We start from the raw sequence: 16,339 nt of genomic DNA, 5'->3' as shown, positions 1-16,339 counted from the left end.
GCGGCCGAGGCCGGCTCAGGGCTGGCCGGACACTGTGACCGAGGAGCGGTTCAGGTAGATCCACACCCCATCGGTGAACTCGGGGTCGCCGCAGATATCCCCGCTCACCTTCACCGGCAGGATGGTCGAGGAGCCGGCCAGATCGGCCCGCGATGCCGTCGCGGCGAACGACGCCGGCAGGGACGGGCAGTATTCCAGCTGGACCCGGCCATACAGGTCGGTGAACTGCACCATGATCCGCTGGGTGGGCATCGGCAACAGTACCGTGAGCACCACCGCGAGAGCGGCCAGCGCGAGGCCGACGACGCCGAACACCGACCCGAGGATGGTCAGCCCCCGCCGGGGGGCTGCCGCGTGTGCGGCCGGGTGAGCTGCCGGCTGCGCGGCAGGTGCGGTCGCCGGCAGCGTTGCGGCGGGGGCGGTGTTCGACGGTGCGGTGTTCGACGGTGCGGTGGTGGACGGTGCCGTGTTGGGGGGAGCGGTGTTGGGGGGAGCGGTGGGCAGCGAGGCCGCGAACAGGACGCAGGCCCCGGTCAACACGAGGATGAAGCCGAGCAGCCCCGCGAACACCCAGGGGTTCAGGCCCTCGTATGCGGTGACTGCGGGGGCTGACCAGAGGCCGACCGCGATGACGGCGGCTGCCACGGCGAACGCGCCGCCGAGGAACCGGGCCTGATGGCGCCAGGCGGACGGTTTTACCGGGCCGGTCTGCTCGCTTGTCACGACGCCACCATAGCGTCGGCCGGGCACCTCGGAAAGGGCCGGCCGGATCCGGCGGCACCACAGAAAACCCCCGCCCAGGAGGACGGGGGTGTATCTGTGTTACTGACGAGCGGTGCTGCTTAGAGCGCGTTGACAGCCTTGGCGATAGCGGACTTCTTGTTCGCTGCCTGGTTCTGGTGGATGACGCCCTTGCTGACGGCCTTGTCGAGCTTCTTGGAAGCAACGGCGAGGCTGGCGACAGCCTTGTCCTTGTCACCAGCGGTGACGGCGAGGCGCGTGGCCCGGATGGCGGTCTTGAACTCGCTCTTGACCGCCTTGTTGCGCTCCTGCGACTTCTTGTTCGTGAGGATCCGCTTGATCTGCGACTTGATGTTTGCCACGTTTTATACGCTTTCGTTAGGTTCTTGTTCGGATGGGCCGCCCGGTGATAGAGGGCACCGTGCGGCGAAAATCGTGTGGGGTGGGACCCAACACGCAAGCCAACAGGCAACGATACCAGTTATCTGCCCGGCCGGCTGACCGAATCGGACCAGTTCTGATCGGGATCGGCCTCGATCTCGGTGATGATGCGCCTGAGCACAGTATCAAACCGGTGCGGCCGATGCAGGCTGACCAGGTGGCCGGCCCGGGGAATCGTCACGAGGGTGCCTCGCTGCGCAGCCGCGAGGAACCGTCGCTGGTGCAGGCGGAAGTGATCGTACGCGCCGTTGACCAGCCAGACCGGTCCGGGAAACGCCCCGAGATCGGCCAACGGCGACAACCGCCCCGTCGCAGCGAGGCCCGCGTCCATGACGTCCAGGGCCACGCCGCCGTCGAGCACATCCCGCACCCCGGCCGGCGGGAGCATCCGCCGGACCAGGAAGGTGTGCAGCCAGAGACCGCGGTCCGGGAACCTGTGGATGATCCGGGCGAGCCACCGATAGGCGGCCAGTCCCGGCCCGCCCGGTTCGAACGACGACCCGGCGGCCACCAGGCCGAGCACCCGGTCCGGGTTCCTGGCCGCATAGGCGATGGCGTAGTAGCCGCCGAGCGACAGCCCGACGAGCAGCACCGGCCCATCGACGGCGTCGACTGCCCCATCGATGGCACCGAGCGCACCGTCGAGAGTGAACGGCTCGCCCAGGCGCGAGCCGTGGCCGGGCAGGTCCACGGCGACAACCGGATGTCCCGCCGCCGCCAGCCACTCCAGCTGGTGTCGCCACATGCTGGCCGAGGTGCGGATCCCGTGCACGAGCACGACGGGGACCCGGTAGCCGGCGCTGGGCATCAGGCGCCTCGCAGGGTGCCCGACGCGCGGGCGCTGGCGACGGCGGAGGTCCGCGAGCCGACGCCGAGCTTGCCGAAGATATGCACCAGATGCGACTTCACCGTCGCCTCGCTGAGGAACAGGTCCTGGCCGATCTGCCGGTTGGAGCGGCCGGCGGCCACGAGGGCAAGCACCTCGACCTCGCGGGGGGAGAGTCGGCCCTCCGGGACGAGCGACCGGTCGGCCAGCCGGGTCACGATGGCCGGAGCGAGTGCGCTCTGTCCCGCCGCCGCGGCCCGCACGGCGGCGACGAGTTCGGCGGGCGGCGCGTCCTTGAGCAGGTACCCGCTGGCGCCGGCCTCGATGGCACCGAGGATGTCGGCATCCGTGTCGTAATTGGTGAGGATCAGCACGTGCGGGGCGCCGGGCCGGGACCGGACCAACCGGGTGGCCTCCGCGCCCTGCATAGGGGTGCCGGGCGGGTCGGTATTGGGCAGCGCACCACCGAACTGCAGGTCCATCAGCACCACGTCGACCCGGCCGGAGGCGGCCAGGGCCACGGCCTCCTCCGCCGTGCCGGCCTCCAGCTCGACCTCCAGGTCGGGCTCGGCGCCGAGCATGGCGCGCAGTCCCGCCCGCACCACGGGGTGGTCGTCGGCGAGCAGCACCCGGATCATGCCAGCGCCTGACGAATCGGGAACCGCACCGCGACCGCGGTGCCCAGGCCCGGCGCGGACTCCAGGACGAAGGAGCCGCCGAGCGCTTCGACGCGTTGCCGGATCGCGACCAGGCCGAACGAGTCGGGGCTCTGCGCGGTGGCGTCCGTGAGGGTGAAACCGCGCCCGTCGTCGACGACGTCGAGGGCCACCTCATCGGTCATGTAGCTCAGGGTGACCTCGGCGCGGTTGGCGCCGGCGTGTTGGGCGACGTTGGCGAGCGAGCCCTGCGCGATCCGCAGCAGGGTCGTCTCCAGCGACATCGGCAGCGCGATCGGGTCACCCGTCACATGCAGGCTGACCCTGGTGGCGTGATCGCCGACCGGTGCGGTGCGCTCTGCCGACGAGGCGAGCCTGGCGAGTGCGCCCGGCAGCGTCTGGCTGTCCAGGGCCGGCGGGGTGAGCTCCCGGATGAACCGGCGGGTCTCCTGCAGATTGGCTGCCGCGGTATCCCTGGCCAGGCGCAGGTGCTCCAAGGCCGCCGGATCGGACACCCGGCCCTCGACGGCGTGCAGCAGCATCTGGATGCTCGACAGCCCCTGCGCCACGGTGTCGTGGATCTCCCTGGCCAGGCGTTCCCGCTCGGCGAGGGTGCCCGCGTCGCGTGCGGTGGCCGCCAGTTCGGTGCGGGTGGCGAGCAGATCCTCGATCAGGTTCTGTCGTTCGGCGGCCTCGCGCAGCAGTGCCCGGTAGCCCAGGCCCACCGCCACCGCCACGCCGGCGCCTACCAGCGGGCCGAGGGTGGCGCCCAGGCTCAGGCCCACGTGGAAGCTCATCGCCCAGATCGTCAGCAGCACACTGAGCAGGACCAGGGGGATACCGGCTCTGAGGGGCAGCACGTGCAGCTGCAGGAAGAACAGCGGGAAGACGATGAAGGCGGCATCCGGTGCCAGCAGGGTCAGTGCGAGCCACTCCACCAGCAGCACGGCCATCCAGACCGGCACGACCCATCGCCACGGCCGGCGGCGGGCCAGCTCGCTGCCGCCGACGTAACTGGCCAGGAAGAGCAGCGAGAGGCTCACCACGGCGGCGGGGTTCGGCACCGCCCCCAACACGGTCCGCACGATGACCAGCCCGGTCAGCCCGATGATCAGGACGTGCAGGCCGATCCGCAGGCCGGAGAACACCGGGGTGAGCGCCGAGTGCGGAAGACCCTCGCCGATGCTGGCGGGCGGCATGGGATCCCGGCGGAGCGGGGAGGTGCGGAGTGCGAGGCTGGACATGGTGCGCCCAGCCTAATCAGGACCGCTGGTTCCGTCATCCGTCGAATGGATGACCGACGGCCGGCCGGGCAGGTCACACCGATGCTGCGGGGCATGGGAGAATTGGGCCATCATGTCACCGAGAGCTCTCAAGGCGCTGGAACCGGCCGCCACCGCCCCCGCGTTCATCCGTAACTTCTGCATCATCGCGCACATCGACCACGGCAAGTCCACGCTGGCCGACCGGATGCTTCAGATCACCGGCGTCGTCGACGACCGTTCCATGCGTGCCCAGTACCTGGACCGGATGGACATCGAACGCGAACGCGGCATCACCATCAAGAGCCAGGCGGTGCGGATGCCGTGGGAGATGGACGGTCAGACCTACGCGCTGAACATGATCGACACCCCCGGCCACGTCGACTTCACCTACGAGGTCTCCCGCAGCCTGGCCGCGTGCGAGGGCGCCATCCTGCTCGTCGACGCCGCGCAGGGCATCGAAGCCCAGACACTGGCCAACCTCTACCTGGCGCTCGAGAACGACCTCACCATCATCCCGGTGCTCAACAAGATCGACCTGCCGGCCGCCGACCCGGACAAGTACGCCAAGGAGCTCGCCAGCCTCATCGGCGGCAGCCCCGACGACGTGCTGCGGGTCTCCGGCAAGACCGGCGTCGGCGTGTCCGAACTGCTCGACCGGGCCACCTCGCTGATCCCCGCCCCCGTCGGCGACGCGAACGCGCCGGCCCGCGCCATGATCTTCGACTCCGTCTACGACAGCTATCGCGGCGTCGTCACCTACGTGCGCATGATCGACGGGCACCTCAGCCCGCGCGAGAAGATCCAGATGATGTCGACCCGCGCCACCCACGACATCCTCGAGATCGGCGTCACCAGCCCGGAACCCACCCCCAGCAAGGGCCTGGGCGTCGGAGAGGTCGGCTACCTGATCACCGGCGTGAAGGACGTGCGCCAGTCCAAGGTCGGCGACACCGTCACCACCGCGATGAAGCCCGCCACCGAGGCGCTACCCGGCTACACCGAACCCAAGCCGATGGTGTTCTCCGGCCTGTACCCGATCGACGGCAGCGACTACCCGGCGCTGCGCGAAGCGCTCGACAAGCTCAAGCTCTCGGATGCGTCGCTGGTCTACGAGCCCGAAACCTCCGTCGCCCTCGGCTTCGGCTTCCGGTGCGGCTTCCTCGGCCTGCTGCACCTGGAGATCATCACCGAGCGCATCGACCGGGAGTTCAACCTCGACCTGATCACCACCGCGCCCAGCGTGATCTACGAGGTCACCACCGACGACAAGAAGACCGTCACGGTCACCAACCCGAGCGAGTTCCCCAACGGCAAGATCGCCGTCGTCGAGGAACCCATCGTCAAGGCCGCGATCCTCGCGCCCAAGGACTACGTCGGCGTGATCATGGAACTCTGCCAGGGTCGCCGCGGCACCCTGCTCGGCATGGAGTACCTCGGTGAGGACCGGGTCGAGATCCGGTACACGATGCCGTTGGGCGAGATCGTGTTCGACTTCTTCGACCAACTCAAGAGCAAGACCGCCGGCTACGCGTCCCTCGACTACGAGCCCATCGGCTCGCAGGAGGCCGACCTGGTCAAGGTCGACATCCTGCTGCAGGGCGAACAGGTCGACGCGTTCAGCGCCATCGTGCACCGCGACAAGGCCTACGACTACGGCGTACTGATGACCGGACGGCTCCGGAAGCTCATCCCGCGCCAGCAGTTCGACGTGCCCATCCAGGCCGCCATCGGAGCCCGCATCATCGCCCGCGAATCGATCAGCGCCATCCGCAAGGACGTCCTCGCCAAGTGTTACGGCGGCGACATCTCCCGCAAACGCAAGCTGCTGGAGAAGCAGAAGGAAGGCAAGAAGCGCATGAAGATGGTCGGCAGGGTCGAGGTTCCGCAGGAGGCTTTCATCGCCGCGCTCTCCGGCGACGAGCCGGCCAAGAAGGAAAAGAAGTAACGATCATGCGCCGCTCGACCTTCACCGACGCCGCCGTGACCTACGCCGCCATCGGCGGCACCCTGGCCCCCGACCTGATGCGCTACCCGCCCAAGGGCCACCGCCCGCTGGAGCGTACGGTGCGCCTGGGCAGCGGCGAGGAACGGTTCCGGGTGGCCACGACGGCGTTGATGACCTGGGGCATCCAGCGCGGCAGCGGCATCGACGTCACCGACCTCGACGCCGGCACTGGCGTGCAGTACACCGGCATCGTCTTCACCGAGAACGGCACCCCGGCGCCCAACCAGGAACACCCGGTGAACGAGGCCACCTTCGCCGAGGACGGCACCGCGTTCATCAGCAACGGGATGACCGCCAAGCTGGCCATCCCCACCGGCCCGTTCACCGTCGCCGCACCGGTGCGGGTCGTCTACGTCATCGACGAGGCCGACAAGATCGGCTTCGCCTACGGAACCATGCGCGGCCACCCGCAGACCGGCGAGGAGTGCTTCATCGTCGACCGTCGCGCTGACGACTCCGTCTGGCTCACCATCCGCTCCTTCTCGCGTCCCAGCACCTGGTACTTCACGCTGGCCTGGCCCATCCTGCGCGTCCAGCAGGAGCGCTACACCCGCAAGTACCTGCTCGCCCTGCACCCCGTCGGACGAGGCTGACCGGATGGCTGGACCGCACCCGGTCGGCGACCCCGCACCACTGGATGGCCTCATCCCGGCTTCGGCCGCGCTCGGCGCCTCGACCCGCGACTTCGGGGTCTACCTGCACGTACCGTTCTGCAAGGTGCGCTGCGGCTACTGCGACTTCAACACCTACACCGCCACGGAACTGCGCGGGGTGAAGCAGAGCGACTACGCCAGCCAGGCGGTCCTCGAGGTGGAGTCCGCAGCCCGCATCCTGGCCGAATCCGGTGTGCCGGCTCGGCCCGCCGCGACGGTCTTCTTCGGCGGTGGCACCCCCACGCTGCTGCCCGCAGACCATCTGGTGCGGATGCTGCATGCCGTGCGCGACACCTTCGGCATCGTGCCGGGCGCCGAGATCACCACCGAGGCCAACCCTGACTCCGTCGACCTGGCCTATCTCCGCCAGCTCAAGCAGGCCGGTTTCACCCGGGTTTCCTTCGGCATGCAGTCCGCGGTACCGCGGGTCCTGGCCACCCTCGAAAGAACGCATGATCCCGAACGGGTCCAGCTCGTGGTGGCCTGGGCGCGCGAGGCGGGCCTGGACGTGAGCCTCGACCTGATCTACGGCACACCGGGGGAGACCATCGAGGATTGGCGGGCCAGCCTGGACGCGGCCATCAGCCAGCAGCCCGACCACATCAGCGCCTACTCACTCATCGTCGAGGACGGCACCAAGCTGGCCAGGCAGATCCGCCGGGGCGAGGTCGTCCAGCCCGATGAAGACCTGCAGGCCGACTTCTACGAACTCGCGGATGCGCGTCTGGCCGAGGCCGGCTACGGCTGGTACGAGGTCAGCAACTGGTCCCGGGGAACCGAACACCGGTCCCGGCACAACCTGTCCTACTGGCGCAGCGCCGACTGGTGGGGTATCGGCCCCGGCGCGCACAGCCACGTGGGTGGGGTGCGTTGGTGGAACGTCAAGCATCCGGCGGCGTACGCCGACCGCATTCTGGCCGGCCACTCACCGGCCGCCGGACGGGAAACCCTGGACGAGGCGACCCGCGAAACCGAACGGGTGCTGCTGCTCACGCGCATCCGTGAGGGAATCCCGGTGGCGACGTTGTCGGCGCTCGGCCGTCGAGAGGTCGCCGGCCTGATCGCCGACGAACTCATCGACGCTCGTGCGGCCATCGGCGGCAACATCGAACTGACCCTCACCGGTCGGCTGCTCGCCGACGCCGTGGTGCGCCGACTGCTTACCGACTAGTGAGGCCAGGTTCTTAGGATCAGCTGACGAACTTGATCGTCAGCGGGTAGGTGTACCACTCGCCCTTGTTCGCGGCGATCGCGGCCATGATGCTGAAGACGATGCTGAGGATCCAGGCGGCGGCCAGGATCAGGAAGCCGACGAGGATGACGGTGAGAATCGATCCGACCAGGTAGGCGATGGCCAGGGTGATCTGGAAGTTCAGGGCCGTCGCGGCGTGTGCGCGGATGAACGGACCGCGGTCCTTGAGCACGATGTAGCCGATCAGGGCGGGCAGGAAGCCGAAGAGGATTCCGCCGATGTGGATCAGGGTCGCCCACAGCTTCTCGTCGGCCGGGCTCAGCTGGCTGGGTGCCTGGTACGGGTTGGCGGGGGGAGGCGTTGCCTCAGACATTAAATCTCCTTCGTGGGCGCTCGGGGGAGCGAGGATGGTGCTGGTCGGGCTGTCACCAGAATAGCGCCGGTCTCGGGCGCCCGCAGTGAGAAAACTAGCTGATCGGGCGCTAGTTGATCAGGCGCTAGTTGATCAGGCGCAGAGCGAACGGGTAGCGGTACGGGCGGCCGTCGCGGGCGCTGACAAATCCGAGTACCGAGAAGATCGCGCAGATCAGCCAGAGCACCCAGGTGAGCGAGCCGAGCCCGGCCAGCAGGCCGAAGGTGAGAAGTCCCAGGATGGTGCTGAGCACGCTGATGGCGAGATAGCCGATCAACAGCGTGATCTGGAAGTTGAGCGCCTCCTTGGCCTCGCCGGCGGTGAATCGGCCGCGTTCCTTGAAGACCAGCCAGATGATCAGGGCCGGCAGGAACGAGAGGATACCGCCCAGGTGCGCCAGGGACGCCCACAGCTTGTCCCGCTCCGGGGTCAGCGCAGCAGCGGTGCCCGACCCTGTCGGTTGTCCAGGCCCATTGGAATAGCTCATGACGATGCCCTTCGACGTGCGAGTGGATTCAGCGATGGAAAACAGCGGCGGAAAACAGCGGTGGAAAACAGCGGTGGATACCGCCACGGAGATACGTGTGCCACCACGGTACTGCGCGAATTCGTCCGTGAGCAACGGGTATCCCAAACGCCCGCGTTATGATTGGCAGTCATACGAAGAGAGTGCCAGCCGTCGGCGGCACAAACGGGAGAGGGAGGCGAGCGTCCAGTGGTATCAGACCGCAGCCTCGAAGTCCTTCGGGTCATCGTGCAGGACTACGTGGCCTCCCGCGAACCGGTCGGATCCAAGTCGATCGTCGACCGGCACGCCTTCGGCGTCTCGGCCGCCACGATCCGCAATGACATGGCCCTGCTCGAAGAAGAAGAACTCATCGTCGCGCCGCACACGTCGTCGGGGCGCATCCCCACCGACAAGGGCTACCGACTGTTCGTGGATCACCTGGCCGATCTGCGTCCGCTCACGGGCGTCCAACGGCAGGCCATCGAGGTCTTCCTGGGCCAGTCCGCCGATCTCGACGAGGTCCTCGCCCGCAGTGTCCGCCTGCTCTCCCAGCTCACCCATCAGGTGGCCCTGGTGCAATACCCCTCGTTGTCGCGGGCCACGGTGCGCCACATCGAGCTCGTGCCGCTCAGCGACACCCGGGTGCTCTCGGTACTGATCACCGACTCCGGCCGGGTCGAGCAACGGGTCGTCGAACTGCCGCGCCCGATCGAGGAAGCAGCCCTTGCCGAGCTGCGCTCCAGGCTGAACGCCGTCGTCGGCGGCCTCGGCATGGCGGCCGCCGCCACGGCCCTCAGCGGCCCGACCGGCCTGGGATCGCCGGAGCAGACTGAGCTCGTCGATCTCATCACCGGCACCCTGCGCGATCAGGTCGGAGCGAACCGGCAGGACCGCCTGGTCATGGCCGGCGCCGCGAACCTCGTGCGCACCGAGGAAGACTTCACCGGGAGCATCTATCCGGTCCTCGAGGCCATCGAGGAGCAGGTAGTGCTGTTGCGCCTGTTCGGCGAAATGGCCACAGACCAGCACGGCGTTTCGGTGAGCATCGGCCGGGAGAACGCACCGTTCGGGCTCGGCGAGACGTCCGTGCTCACCAGCGGCTACACCTCCCGTGGCGACGCCGCCCGCCTGGGTGTGCTCGGCCCGACCCGGATGGACTACTCCAACAACATGGCGGCCGTGCGCGCCGTCGCCCGGTACCTCTCCCGACTGCTCGGCGAGAACTAGCCGCCCCACACGTATCTCGACCCGACTTCCCCACCCCAGAACCCCAAGGAGAGCCAGCTTTGGCTGACCACTACGAAGCACTCGGCGTCGCCCGCGACGCCAGCACCGACGAAATCAAGAAGGCGTACCGCAAGCTCGCCCGCCAGCTGCACCCCGACGTGAACCCCGGCGCCGAGGCGTCAGAACGGTTCAAGACCGTCACGCACGCGTACGACGTGCTCAGCGACCCCAAGCAGCGCCAGAACTACGACCGCGGCGGCTCCGGCAACGGCCAGGGCGGCGGCTTCGACGCCGGCAACTTCGGCGACATCTTCGAGACCTTCTTCGGCGGTGGCGGGGGCGGCAGTCGTGGCCCCCGTTCCCGGCGTGAACGCGGCCAGGATGCCCTCATCCGCGTCGAACTCGACCTGGACGAGGTCATCTTCGGCACCCACCGCGACATCGAGGTGGACACGGCGATCGTCTGTGCCACCTGTTCGGGCACCTGCTGCCAGCCGGGTACCTCCCCGGTCACCTGCGACATCTGCCACGGCACCGGCAGCATCCAGCGCGCCGTTCGTTCGCTGCTCGGCAATGTGATGACCTCCAGCCCCTGCGGCTCCTGCCGCGGCTACGGAACCATCATCGCCACCCCGTGCGTCACCTGCCAGGGCCAGGGCCGCGTGCGCGCCCGCCGCACCGTGCCGGTAGACATCCCCGCCGGCGTGGACACGGGCCTGCGCCTGCAGATGCCCGGCAGCGGCGAGGCCGGCCCGGCCGGTGGCCCGAACGGTGACCTGTACCTGGAGATGAAGGTGCGCCACCACGACGTCTTCAGCCGCGACGGTGACGACCTGCTCTGCACCCTCGAGGTGCCGATGACCGACGCGATCCTCGGAGCGACGGCCACGGTGAAGGCCCTCGACGGTGACATCGAAGTGGAACTGCGCCCCGGCGTACAGGCCGGCGAGATCCTCACGGTCAAGGACCGCGGCGTCACGAGGCTCCGCGGCAACGGCCGCGGCGACCTGCGGGTCGGCGTGCAGGTGCTCACCCCCACCAAGCTCGACCACAAGGAGCGGGAACTGATCGAGGCCTTCGCCGCCAGGCACAAGGTTCCGGCTCCCGCCCTCAGCCAGTTCCAGCAGGGCCTGTTCGCGAAGCTCCGCGACAGGTTCCTCGGCTAGGACAACGTTCGATGGCGCACTTCTTCCTGTCAGAGACCCTCGGCGCCTCCGCCGACGGCCCGCCCACCGCGGACCCCGCGGTCGGGGCCACGGTGAGCATCACCGGGGCCGAGGCCAAGCACGCCGTCACCGTCAGCCGGGTGCGCCCGGGCGAGACCCTGCTGCTGGGCGACGGCGCCGGCCTGGTGCTCGGCGTCACGGTCCTGTCGGCCGCACCGACCGAGCTCACGGCGAGGGTGGACACCGTGACCCGGACGCCGCCGGCCGTGCCGCGCATCCTGCTCGTACAGGCCCTGGCCAAGGGCGACCGCGACGAACTCGCCGTGCAGGCCGCCACCGAACTCGGCGTCGACGGGGTCATCCCGTGGGCCGCTGCCCGGTCGGTGGCCCGCTGGGAGGGTGTCAAGATCGCCAAGGGGCAGGCGCGCTGGTCCGCCATCGTGCGGGAGGCCAGCAAACAGTCCATCAGGCCGTGGCTGCCGGACGTGCTGCCCCTGACCAGTACCAAGCAGCTGGCCCAGCTCGCTGGGACCAGCCGGATGCTGTTGCTCGAGCCGACCGCCGAGCTCAGGTTGACCGCGATCGCCGTGCCCACCGACGACCGGGACATCGTGCTCGTCGTCGGGCCGGAGGGCGGCATCGCCCCCAGCGAACTGGACATCCTCGAGCAGGCCGGCGCCAGCCGGGTGCGCCTGGGCGATACCGTGCTGCGCACCTCGACGGCCGGCCCCGCCGCGGTCGCCATCCTGAACGCAACCCTCGGGCGCTGGTAGGAGCGCTTAAGATAGAACCATGGCTTCCTCCGGTGCAGAACCCACGATCTTCAGCCGCATTACCGCGCGCGAAATTCCCGCGACCATCGTCGCGGAAACCGATGACATCATCGCGTTCAACGACATCGCCCCGCAGGCGCCCGTGCACGTCGTGGTGACCACGAAGTCGCAGCAGTACCGCAACGTCGGTGAACTCGCCGCGGGGGACCCTGCGCTGTTGGCCGAGCTGATCGCCGTGGCCGGCCGGGTGGCCGACGAACACTGCGCCGGTGAGTACCGCCTGGTCTTCAACACCGGAGCCTCGGCCGGTCAAACCGTCTTCCACGTGCACGCGCACGTCCTCGGCGGCGCTCTTGAGGAGGGCACGCTTGCTGCCCTCTGACGCCGAAACCCCCGACGGCGGTGCGCTCGACGTGGTGCGCAAGCTCCTGGTGGACGGCGTCGCCATGGTGCGCCTGCTCGGCCCGCAGGACCGGTTCCTCAGCACCATCGAGAAGGAATACCCCAACGTCGTCGTGCACGTGCGCGGCAACGAGGTCACCCTCACCGGCGCGGCGGTCTCCGTCGAGACCGTGGTGCGGTTGATCGAGGAGCTCCAGCTGCTGCTCCGCACCGGCGCCGACCTCGGCGAGGCCGAGGTGAGCACCTCCGCGAGGATGCTCGGGGCCGACGCGACCTCCAGCCCCTCCACGGTGCTCGGGCAGGCCATCCTCACCTCGCGCGGCCTCACCGTGCGGCCCAAGACCCTCGGGCAGAGCGACTACGTCAACGCGATCGACGAGAACGCCATCGTCTTCGGCATCGGCCCGGCCGGCACCGGCAAGACCTACCTCGCCATGGCCAAGGCCGTGCAGGCCCTGCAGCGCAAGGAGGTCGACCGGATCATCCTCACCCGGCCGGCCGTCGAAGCCGGCGAACGGCTCGGCTTCCTGCCCGGCACCCTGACCGACAAGATCGACCCGTACCTGCGGCCGCTCTACGACGCCCTGTTCGAGATGATGGACCCCGAGCTGGTGCCCAAGCTCCTCGCGGCCGGCACCATCGAGGTGGCCCCGCTGGCCTACATGCGCGGCCGCACCCTCAACTCGGCGTTCATCGTGCTGGACGAAGCCCAGAACACCACCCCGGAGCAGATGAAGATGTTCCTCACCCGCCTCGGCTTCGGCTCCCAGATGGTGGTCACCGGCGACATCACCCAGGTAGACCTGCCCGCCGGCGCCAGCGGCCTCCGCCTGGTCACCAAGGTCCTCGACGGCATCGACGACATCGCCTTCGTGCGCCTGACCAGTGCCGACGTCGTGCGGCACAGCCTCGTCGGCCGCATCGTCGACGCCTACACCGAATACGACGCGCAGAAGCAGGCCCAACGCTACGAAAGCGAACAGGCCCGCGACTTCGCCTCCCGCGCTCCGCACCAGGGGAACCCGCGCGATCGCACCCCGAAACGGAGATCCAGTTGAGCATCGAAATCAACAACGAGTCGGCCATCCCGGTCGACGAAGCCACCATCCAGCGCCTCGCCGCCTTCGCGCTGGACACCATGCATGTGCACGCCGACGCCGAACTGGCCATCGTCCTCGTTGACGAGGGCGCCATGGAAGCGCTGCACGTGCAGTGGATGGACGAGCCGGGTCCCACCGACGTCCTGAGTTTCCCGATGGACGAGCTGCGCCCGGGCACCGAAGACGCCCAGACCCCGCCGGGTCTGCTCGGCGACATCGTGCTGTGCCCGCAGGTGGCCCAGGGTCAGGCCGAAACCGCCGGCCACAGCACCCTCGACGAACTGCTTCTGCTCACCGCGCACGGCGTGCTGCACCTGCTCGGTTTCGACCACGCCGAGCCCGACGAAGAGAAGGAGATGTTCGGCATCCAGCGCGACATCCTGATCGGCTTCGCCATGCAGGAACGACGCCGGCCCCGATGATCGTCGGGTGGTTCCTGGCCGCCGCCATCCTGCTCGTCGCTTTCGGCGGGCTGATGGCCGCCGTCGATGCGGCGATCATGTCCCAGTCCAGGGCGGATATCGCCGAGCTCGCCGTGACGGCGCGATCCAAGCGGTCCCTGAGCGCGATCGCCGCCGACACCGGCGCGCACCTGAACGCCATCAACTTCGTGCGCATCATCGCGGAGACGACGGCAGCGGTGCTGGTGACCCTGGTCTTCGCCACCACCATCGACGCGATCTGGCTTGCCCTGCTGTTGTCGGCCCTGCTGATGACGGCGGTGTCCTTCGTCCTCGTCGGGGCGAGCCCCCGCAGCGTCGGCCGGGCGCATCCGCAGACCCTGCTCACGCTCACTGCCGTCCTCGTGCACTTCCTCAGGGTGCTTCTCGGCCCGGTCGCCAACGCCCTCGTCGCCCTCGGCAACCGGGTCACCCCCGGCCGCAGCCGGCTGGCCACGTTCACCTCAGAGGACCAGCTGCTGAGCATGGTCGATGAGGCCACCGAACTCGACGTGATCGAGGAAGACGACCGCGAGCTGATCCACTCGATCTTCGAGTTCAGTGAGACCGTCGTGCGCGAGCTGATGATCCCGCGCACCGACATGGTCACCATTGACGCCGACTCCAGCGTCGGTGCGGCGATGGGTCTGTTCCTCAGCAAGGGCTATTCCCGAGTCCCCGTGGTCGACGGCGAAGTCGACGACGTGACAGGCATCCTGTATCTGCGGGACGTGTCCAGGCTGGTCTACGAACGACCCCGCAACCTCGAGACGTTGCGGGTGGGCGAACTCGCCAAACCCGCCCAGTTCGTGCCGGAGTCCAAGAAGGCCGACGCGCTGCTGCGCCAAATGCAACTGGAGTCGAACCACCTGGCCATGGTCGTCGACGAGTACGGCGGCATCGCCGGCCTGGTCACGCTCGAGGACCTGATCGAGGAACTCGTCGGAGACATCTCTGACGAGTACGACCGGGACGTCGTCGAGATCGAGGATCTCGGCCACGGCCGTTTCCGGGTCAGCGCCCGGTTGCCCGTCGACGAACTCGGTGAACTGTTCGACCTCGACCTCGACGATGACGAGGTCGACTCCGTCGGCGGACTGTTGGCCAAGGCGCTCGGCAGGTTGCCGGTCGCCGGCTCTGAAGCCAGAACCAGCGGGTTGATCCTCACCGCGGAGCGAACCGAGGGTCGACGCAAACGAATCAGCACAGTGCTGGTTGAACCAGACAAGGCGTTGAGAGACGCACAGTCCGCATTCCTGGGAATGCCGGACACCGAAGGAGCACACGGCAATGACACAAGAACCTGATTTCCGGGCGGGATTTGTATCCTTCGTCGGGCGCCCCAACGTGGGCAAGTCCACCCTGACGAACGCCCTGGTGGGGGAGAAGGTGGCGATCACGTCGTCGAAGCCGCAGACCACCCGTCGCGCCATCCGGGGCATCGTGCACCAGAAGAACGGCCAGCTGATCCTGGTCGATACCCCCGGCATCCACCGGCCCCGCACGCTGCTCGGTGAGCGGTTGAACAGCCTCGTGCAGTCGACGCTCAGCGGCGTCGACGTCGTCGGCCTGTGCATCCCGGCAAACGAGCCGATCGGCCCCGGCGACAAGTTCATCAACGAACAGCTGGACAACTTCCCGCGCGCCAAGAAGGTGGCGATCGTCACCAAGATCGACATGTCCTCCAAGACCAGCGTCGCCAACCAGCTTCTCGCGGTCTCGCAGCTGCGCGATTGGGAGGCGATCGTGCCGATCTCGGCGACCAGCCGCATCCAGCTCGATGTGCTCAGCAGCGAGCTGCTGCGCCTGCTGCCGCTCAGCGACGCGCCGCTGTACCCGGCGGATGCCGTGACCGACGAAAGCCTGGAATCGCGCATCTCCGAGTACATCCGCGAGGCGGCGCTCGAGGGCGTCACCGACGAGCTGCCGCACTCGATCGCCGTGACCATCGACGACATCATCGAACGAGACGATCAGGAACTCGTCGAAATCTACGCCAACCTCTTCGTGGAGCGGGACAGCCAGAAGGGCATCATCATCGGCAAGTCGGGCAGCCGGCTCAAGGACGTCGGCATGCGCGCCCGCAAGCAGATCGAACCTCTCGTCGGCAAGCGGGTATTCCTCTCGCTGCGGGTCAAGGTCGCCAAGGAATGGCAGCGCGACCCGAAGCAGCTCGGTCGGCTGGGCTTCTAACCGCGCGCCAGGTCGGGCCCGGTCGTAGCAGACCCTGAAACCTGTCCTCGAGGGCGATCGACCCCGCCCATCGGTCGACCCTGTCGAGACCCCGCAACCCGTCCTCGACAACGCGCCCATCCCGTCGGTCGAGCGTGTCGAGAACCTCGCTGCCCGTCCCTTTTGGCCCAGAACTGAGTTCGATATTTGCTCAAGTTCTTGCTGACATTTCCTCGCATATAGTTACGATTCGTGAGAGAATGGGGTATGGACGACGAGCTGGATAGTGGCTCCACCGCACCGACGGGATCCTCTCCCACCGGTCCGAACTTGCACGACTGGAACACCGGCCTGTCCGGT

18 protein-coding genes are annotated in these 16,339 nt (G+C 68.2%); 11 read left to right on the top strand and 7 right to left on the bottom strand.

The window, feature by feature from the left end; genetic code table 11:
• Positions 1-15: 15 nt before the first annotated feature.
• The 5 genes from RCH12_RS13935 to RCH12_RS13915 form a co-directional block, all read right to left on the bottom strand.
• Entirely contained in the window at positions 16-723 is a 708-nt protein-coding gene (locus tag RCH12_RS13935; RefSeq protein ID WP_327017254.1) for a hypothetical protein, read from the bottom strand.
• Positions 724-842: 119 nt separating this feature from the next.
• Positions 843-1,103 (bottom strand): 30S ribosomal protein S20, encoded by a 261-nt coding sequence (gene rpsT / locus RCH12_RS13930; protein WP_088456096.1) that lies wholly within the window; start codon positions 1,101-1,103, stop codon positions 843-845.
• 119 nt (positions 1,104-1,222) lie between these two features.
• On the bottom strand, positions 1,223-1,990 hold the full coding sequence (locus RCH12_RS13925; RefSeq protein WP_327017253.1) for an alpha/beta fold hydrolase: 768 nt from the start codon (positions 1,988-1,990) through the stop codon (positions 1,223-1,225).
• Positions 1,990-2,646, bottom strand: coding sequence for a response regulator transcription factor (locus RCH12_RS13920; protein WP_088456098.1), 657 nt, complete (start codon positions 2,644-2,646; stop codon positions 1,990-1,992). Before RCH12_RS13920 ends, RCH12_RS13925 begins: the two co-directional genes overlap by 1 nt.
• Complete coding sequence (locus RCH12_RS13915) at positions 2,643-3,908, bottom strand: sensor histidine kinase (RefSeq protein WP_327017252.1); 1,266 nt, start codon at positions 3,906-3,908, stop codon at positions 2,643-2,645. Before RCH12_RS13915 ends, RCH12_RS13920 begins: the two co-directional genes overlap by 4 nt.
• Before the next feature lie 112 nt (positions 3,909-4,020).
• Between RCH12_RS13915 and lepA the strand changes: the two genes are divergently transcribed.
• Genes lepA through hemW form a run of 3 tightly spaced genes read left to right on the top strand, consistent with a single transcriptional unit; the run spans position 4,021 to position 7,758 of the window.
• Positions 4,021-5,874, top strand: a complete 1,854-nt coding sequence (gene lepA / locus RCH12_RS13910; protein WP_088456099.1) for a translation elongation factor 4 — start codon at positions 4,021-4,023, stop codon at positions 5,872-5,874.
• A gap of 5 nt (positions 5,875-5,879) precedes the next feature.
• Positions 5,880-6,527: a DUF1990 family protein gene (locus tag RCH12_RS13905; RefSeq protein WP_327017251.1), complete on the top strand. Its 648-nt coding sequence runs from the start codon at positions 5,880-5,882 to the stop codon at positions 6,525-6,527.
• A gap of 4 nt (positions 6,528-6,531) precedes the next feature.
• Positions 6,532-7,758, top strand: a complete 1,227-nt coding sequence (gene hemW, locus RCH12_RS13900) for a radical SAM family heme chaperone HemW (RefSeq protein ID WP_327017250.1) — start codon at positions 6,532-6,534, stop codon at positions 7,756-7,758.
• A 19-nt stretch (positions 7,759-7,777) separates the two neighbouring features.
• On the opposite strand, the gene RCH12_RS13895 is transcribed toward hemW, so the two are convergent.
• Together RCH12_RS13895 and RCH12_RS13890 are read right to left on the bottom strand one after the other, a co-directional pair.
• Positions 7,778-8,152: a DUF4870 domain-containing protein gene (locus RCH12_RS13895; protein ID WP_088456102.1), complete on the bottom strand. Its 375-nt coding sequence runs from the start codon at positions 8,150-8,152 to the stop codon at positions 7,778-7,780.
• 124 nt (positions 8,153-8,276) lie between these two features.
• A complete protein-coding gene (locus RCH12_RS13890; RefSeq protein WP_327017249.1) occupies positions 8,277-8,678 on the bottom strand; it encodes a DUF4870 domain-containing protein in 402 nt (133 codons plus the stop codon).
• A gap of 228 nt (positions 8,679-8,906) precedes the next feature.
• Between RCH12_RS13890 and hrcA the strand changes: the two genes are divergently transcribed.
• The 8 genes from hrcA to era all read left to right on the top strand — a co-directional run bounded on the left by hrcA (position 8,907) and on the right by era (position 16,000).
• Entirely contained in the window at positions 8,907-9,926 is a 1,020-nt protein-coding gene (gene hrcA / locus RCH12_RS13885) for a heat-inducible transcriptional repressor HrcA (RefSeq protein ID WP_088456104.1), read from the top strand.
• A 59-nt stretch (positions 9,927-9,985) separates the two neighbouring features.
• Positions 9,986-11,092, top strand: a complete 1,107-nt coding sequence (gene dnaJ, locus RCH12_RS13880) for a molecular chaperone DnaJ (protein WP_088456105.1) — start codon at positions 9,986-9,988, stop codon at positions 11,090-11,092.
• Between the two features lie 11 nt (positions 11,093-11,103).
• Positions 11,104-11,865: a 16S rRNA (uracil(1498)-N(3))-methyltransferase gene (locus RCH12_RS13875; RefSeq protein ID WP_327017248.1), complete on the top strand. Its 762-nt coding sequence runs from the start codon at positions 11,104-11,106 to the stop codon at positions 11,863-11,865.
• 19 nt (positions 11,866-11,884) lie between these two features.
• Positions 11,885-12,247 (top strand): HIT domain-containing protein, encoded by a 363-nt coding sequence (locus RCH12_RS13870; protein ID WP_088456107.1) that lies wholly within the window; start codon positions 11,885-11,887, stop codon positions 12,245-12,247.
• 64 nt (positions 12,248-12,311) lie between these two features.
• A complete protein-coding gene (locus RCH12_RS13865) occupies positions 12,312-13,325 on the top strand; it encodes a PhoH family protein (protein WP_327017271.1) in 1,014 nt (337 codons plus the stop codon).
• Positions 13,322-13,789, top strand: a complete 468-nt coding sequence (gene ybeY / locus RCH12_RS13860) for an rRNA maturation RNase YbeY (RefSeq protein ID WP_088456108.1) — start codon at positions 13,322-13,324, stop codon at positions 13,787-13,789. The genes RCH12_RS13865 and ybeY overlap by 4 nt, the downstream gene beginning before the upstream one ends.
• Positions 13,786-15,114 carry a hemolysin family protein gene (locus tag RCH12_RS13855; protein WP_327017247.1) on the top strand — a complete coding sequence of 443 codons (1,329 nt, stop codon included), beginning with the start codon at positions 13,786-13,788 and terminating at the stop codon, positions 15,112-15,114. Before ybeY ends, RCH12_RS13855 begins: the two co-directional genes overlap by 4 nt.
• A complete protein-coding gene (gene era, locus RCH12_RS13850; RefSeq protein ID WP_088456110.1) occupies positions 15,098-16,000 on the top strand; it encodes a GTPase Era in 903 nt (300 codons plus the stop codon). Before RCH12_RS13855 ends, era begins: the two co-directional genes overlap by 17 nt.
• Positions 16,001-16,339 lie beyond the last annotated feature (339 nt).

Source organism: Cryobacterium sp. MP_3.1 (genome assembly GCF_035984795.1).
Taxonomy (GTDB): Bacteria; Actinomycetota; Actinomycetes; order Actinomycetales; family Microbacteriaceae; genus Cryobacterium; species Cryobacterium zongtaii.
The sequence above is the reverse complement of the archived record's forward strand: the minus strand, read 5'-3'. Positions and strand labels throughout refer to the sequence as shown.

What these genes read in the sequence shown, in the direction of transcription:
- hemW (WP_327017250.1), top strand. Translation starts at nt 6,532, where the DNA reads ATGGCTGGACCGCACCCGGTCGGCGACCCCGCACCACTGGATGGCCTC.
- lepA (WP_088456099.1), top strand. Translation starts at nt 4,021, where the DNA reads ATGTCACCGAGAGCTCTCAAGGCGCTGGAACCGGCCGCCACCGCCCCC.
- RCH12_RS13895 (WP_088456102.1), bottom strand. Translation starts at nt 8,152, where the DNA reads ATGTCTGAGGCAACGCCTCCCCCCGCCAACCCGTACCAGGCACCCAGC.
- RCH12_RS13855 (WP_327017247.1), top strand. Translation starts at nt 13,786, where the DNA reads ATGATCGTCGGGTGGTTCCTGGCCGCCGCCATCCTGCTCGTCGCTTTC.
- RCH12_RS13865 (WP_327017271.1), top strand. Translation starts at nt 12,312, where the DNA reads ATGGTGCGCCTGCTCGGCCCGCAGGACCGGTTCCTCAGCACCATCGAG.
- RCH12_RS13920 (WP_088456098.1), bottom strand. Translation starts at nt 2,646, where the DNA reads ATGATCCGGGTGCTGCTCGCCGACGACCACCCCGTGGTGCGGGCGGGA.
- RCH12_RS13905 (WP_327017251.1), top strand. Translation starts at nt 5,880, where the DNA reads ATGCGCCGCTCGACCTTCACCGACGCCGCCGTGACCTACGCCGCCATC.
- RCH12_RS13925 (WP_327017253.1), bottom strand. Translation starts at nt 1,990, where the DNA reads ATGCCCAGCGCCGGCTACCGGGTCCCCGTCGTGCTCGTGCACGGGATC.
- RCH12_RS13890 (WP_327017249.1), bottom strand. Translation starts at nt 8,678, where the DNA reads ATGAGCTATTCCAATGGGCCTGGACAACCGACAGGGTCGGGCACCGCT.
- RCH12_RS13875 (WP_327017248.1), top strand. Translation starts at nt 11,104, where the DNA reads ATGGCGCACTTCTTCCTGTCAGAGACCCTCGGCGCCTCCGCCGACGGC.
- RCH12_RS13915 (WP_327017252.1), bottom strand. Translation starts at nt 3,908, where the DNA reads ATGTCCAGCCTCGCACTCCGCACCTCCCCGCTCCGCCGGGATCCCATG.
- era (WP_088456110.1), top strand. Translation starts at nt 15,098, where the DNA reads ATGACACAAGAACCTGATTTCCGGGCGGGATTTGTATCCTTCGTCGGG.
- RCH12_RS13870 (WP_088456107.1), top strand. Translation starts at nt 11,885, where the DNA reads ATGGCTTCCTCCGGTGCAGAACCCACGATCTTCAGCCGCATTACCGCG.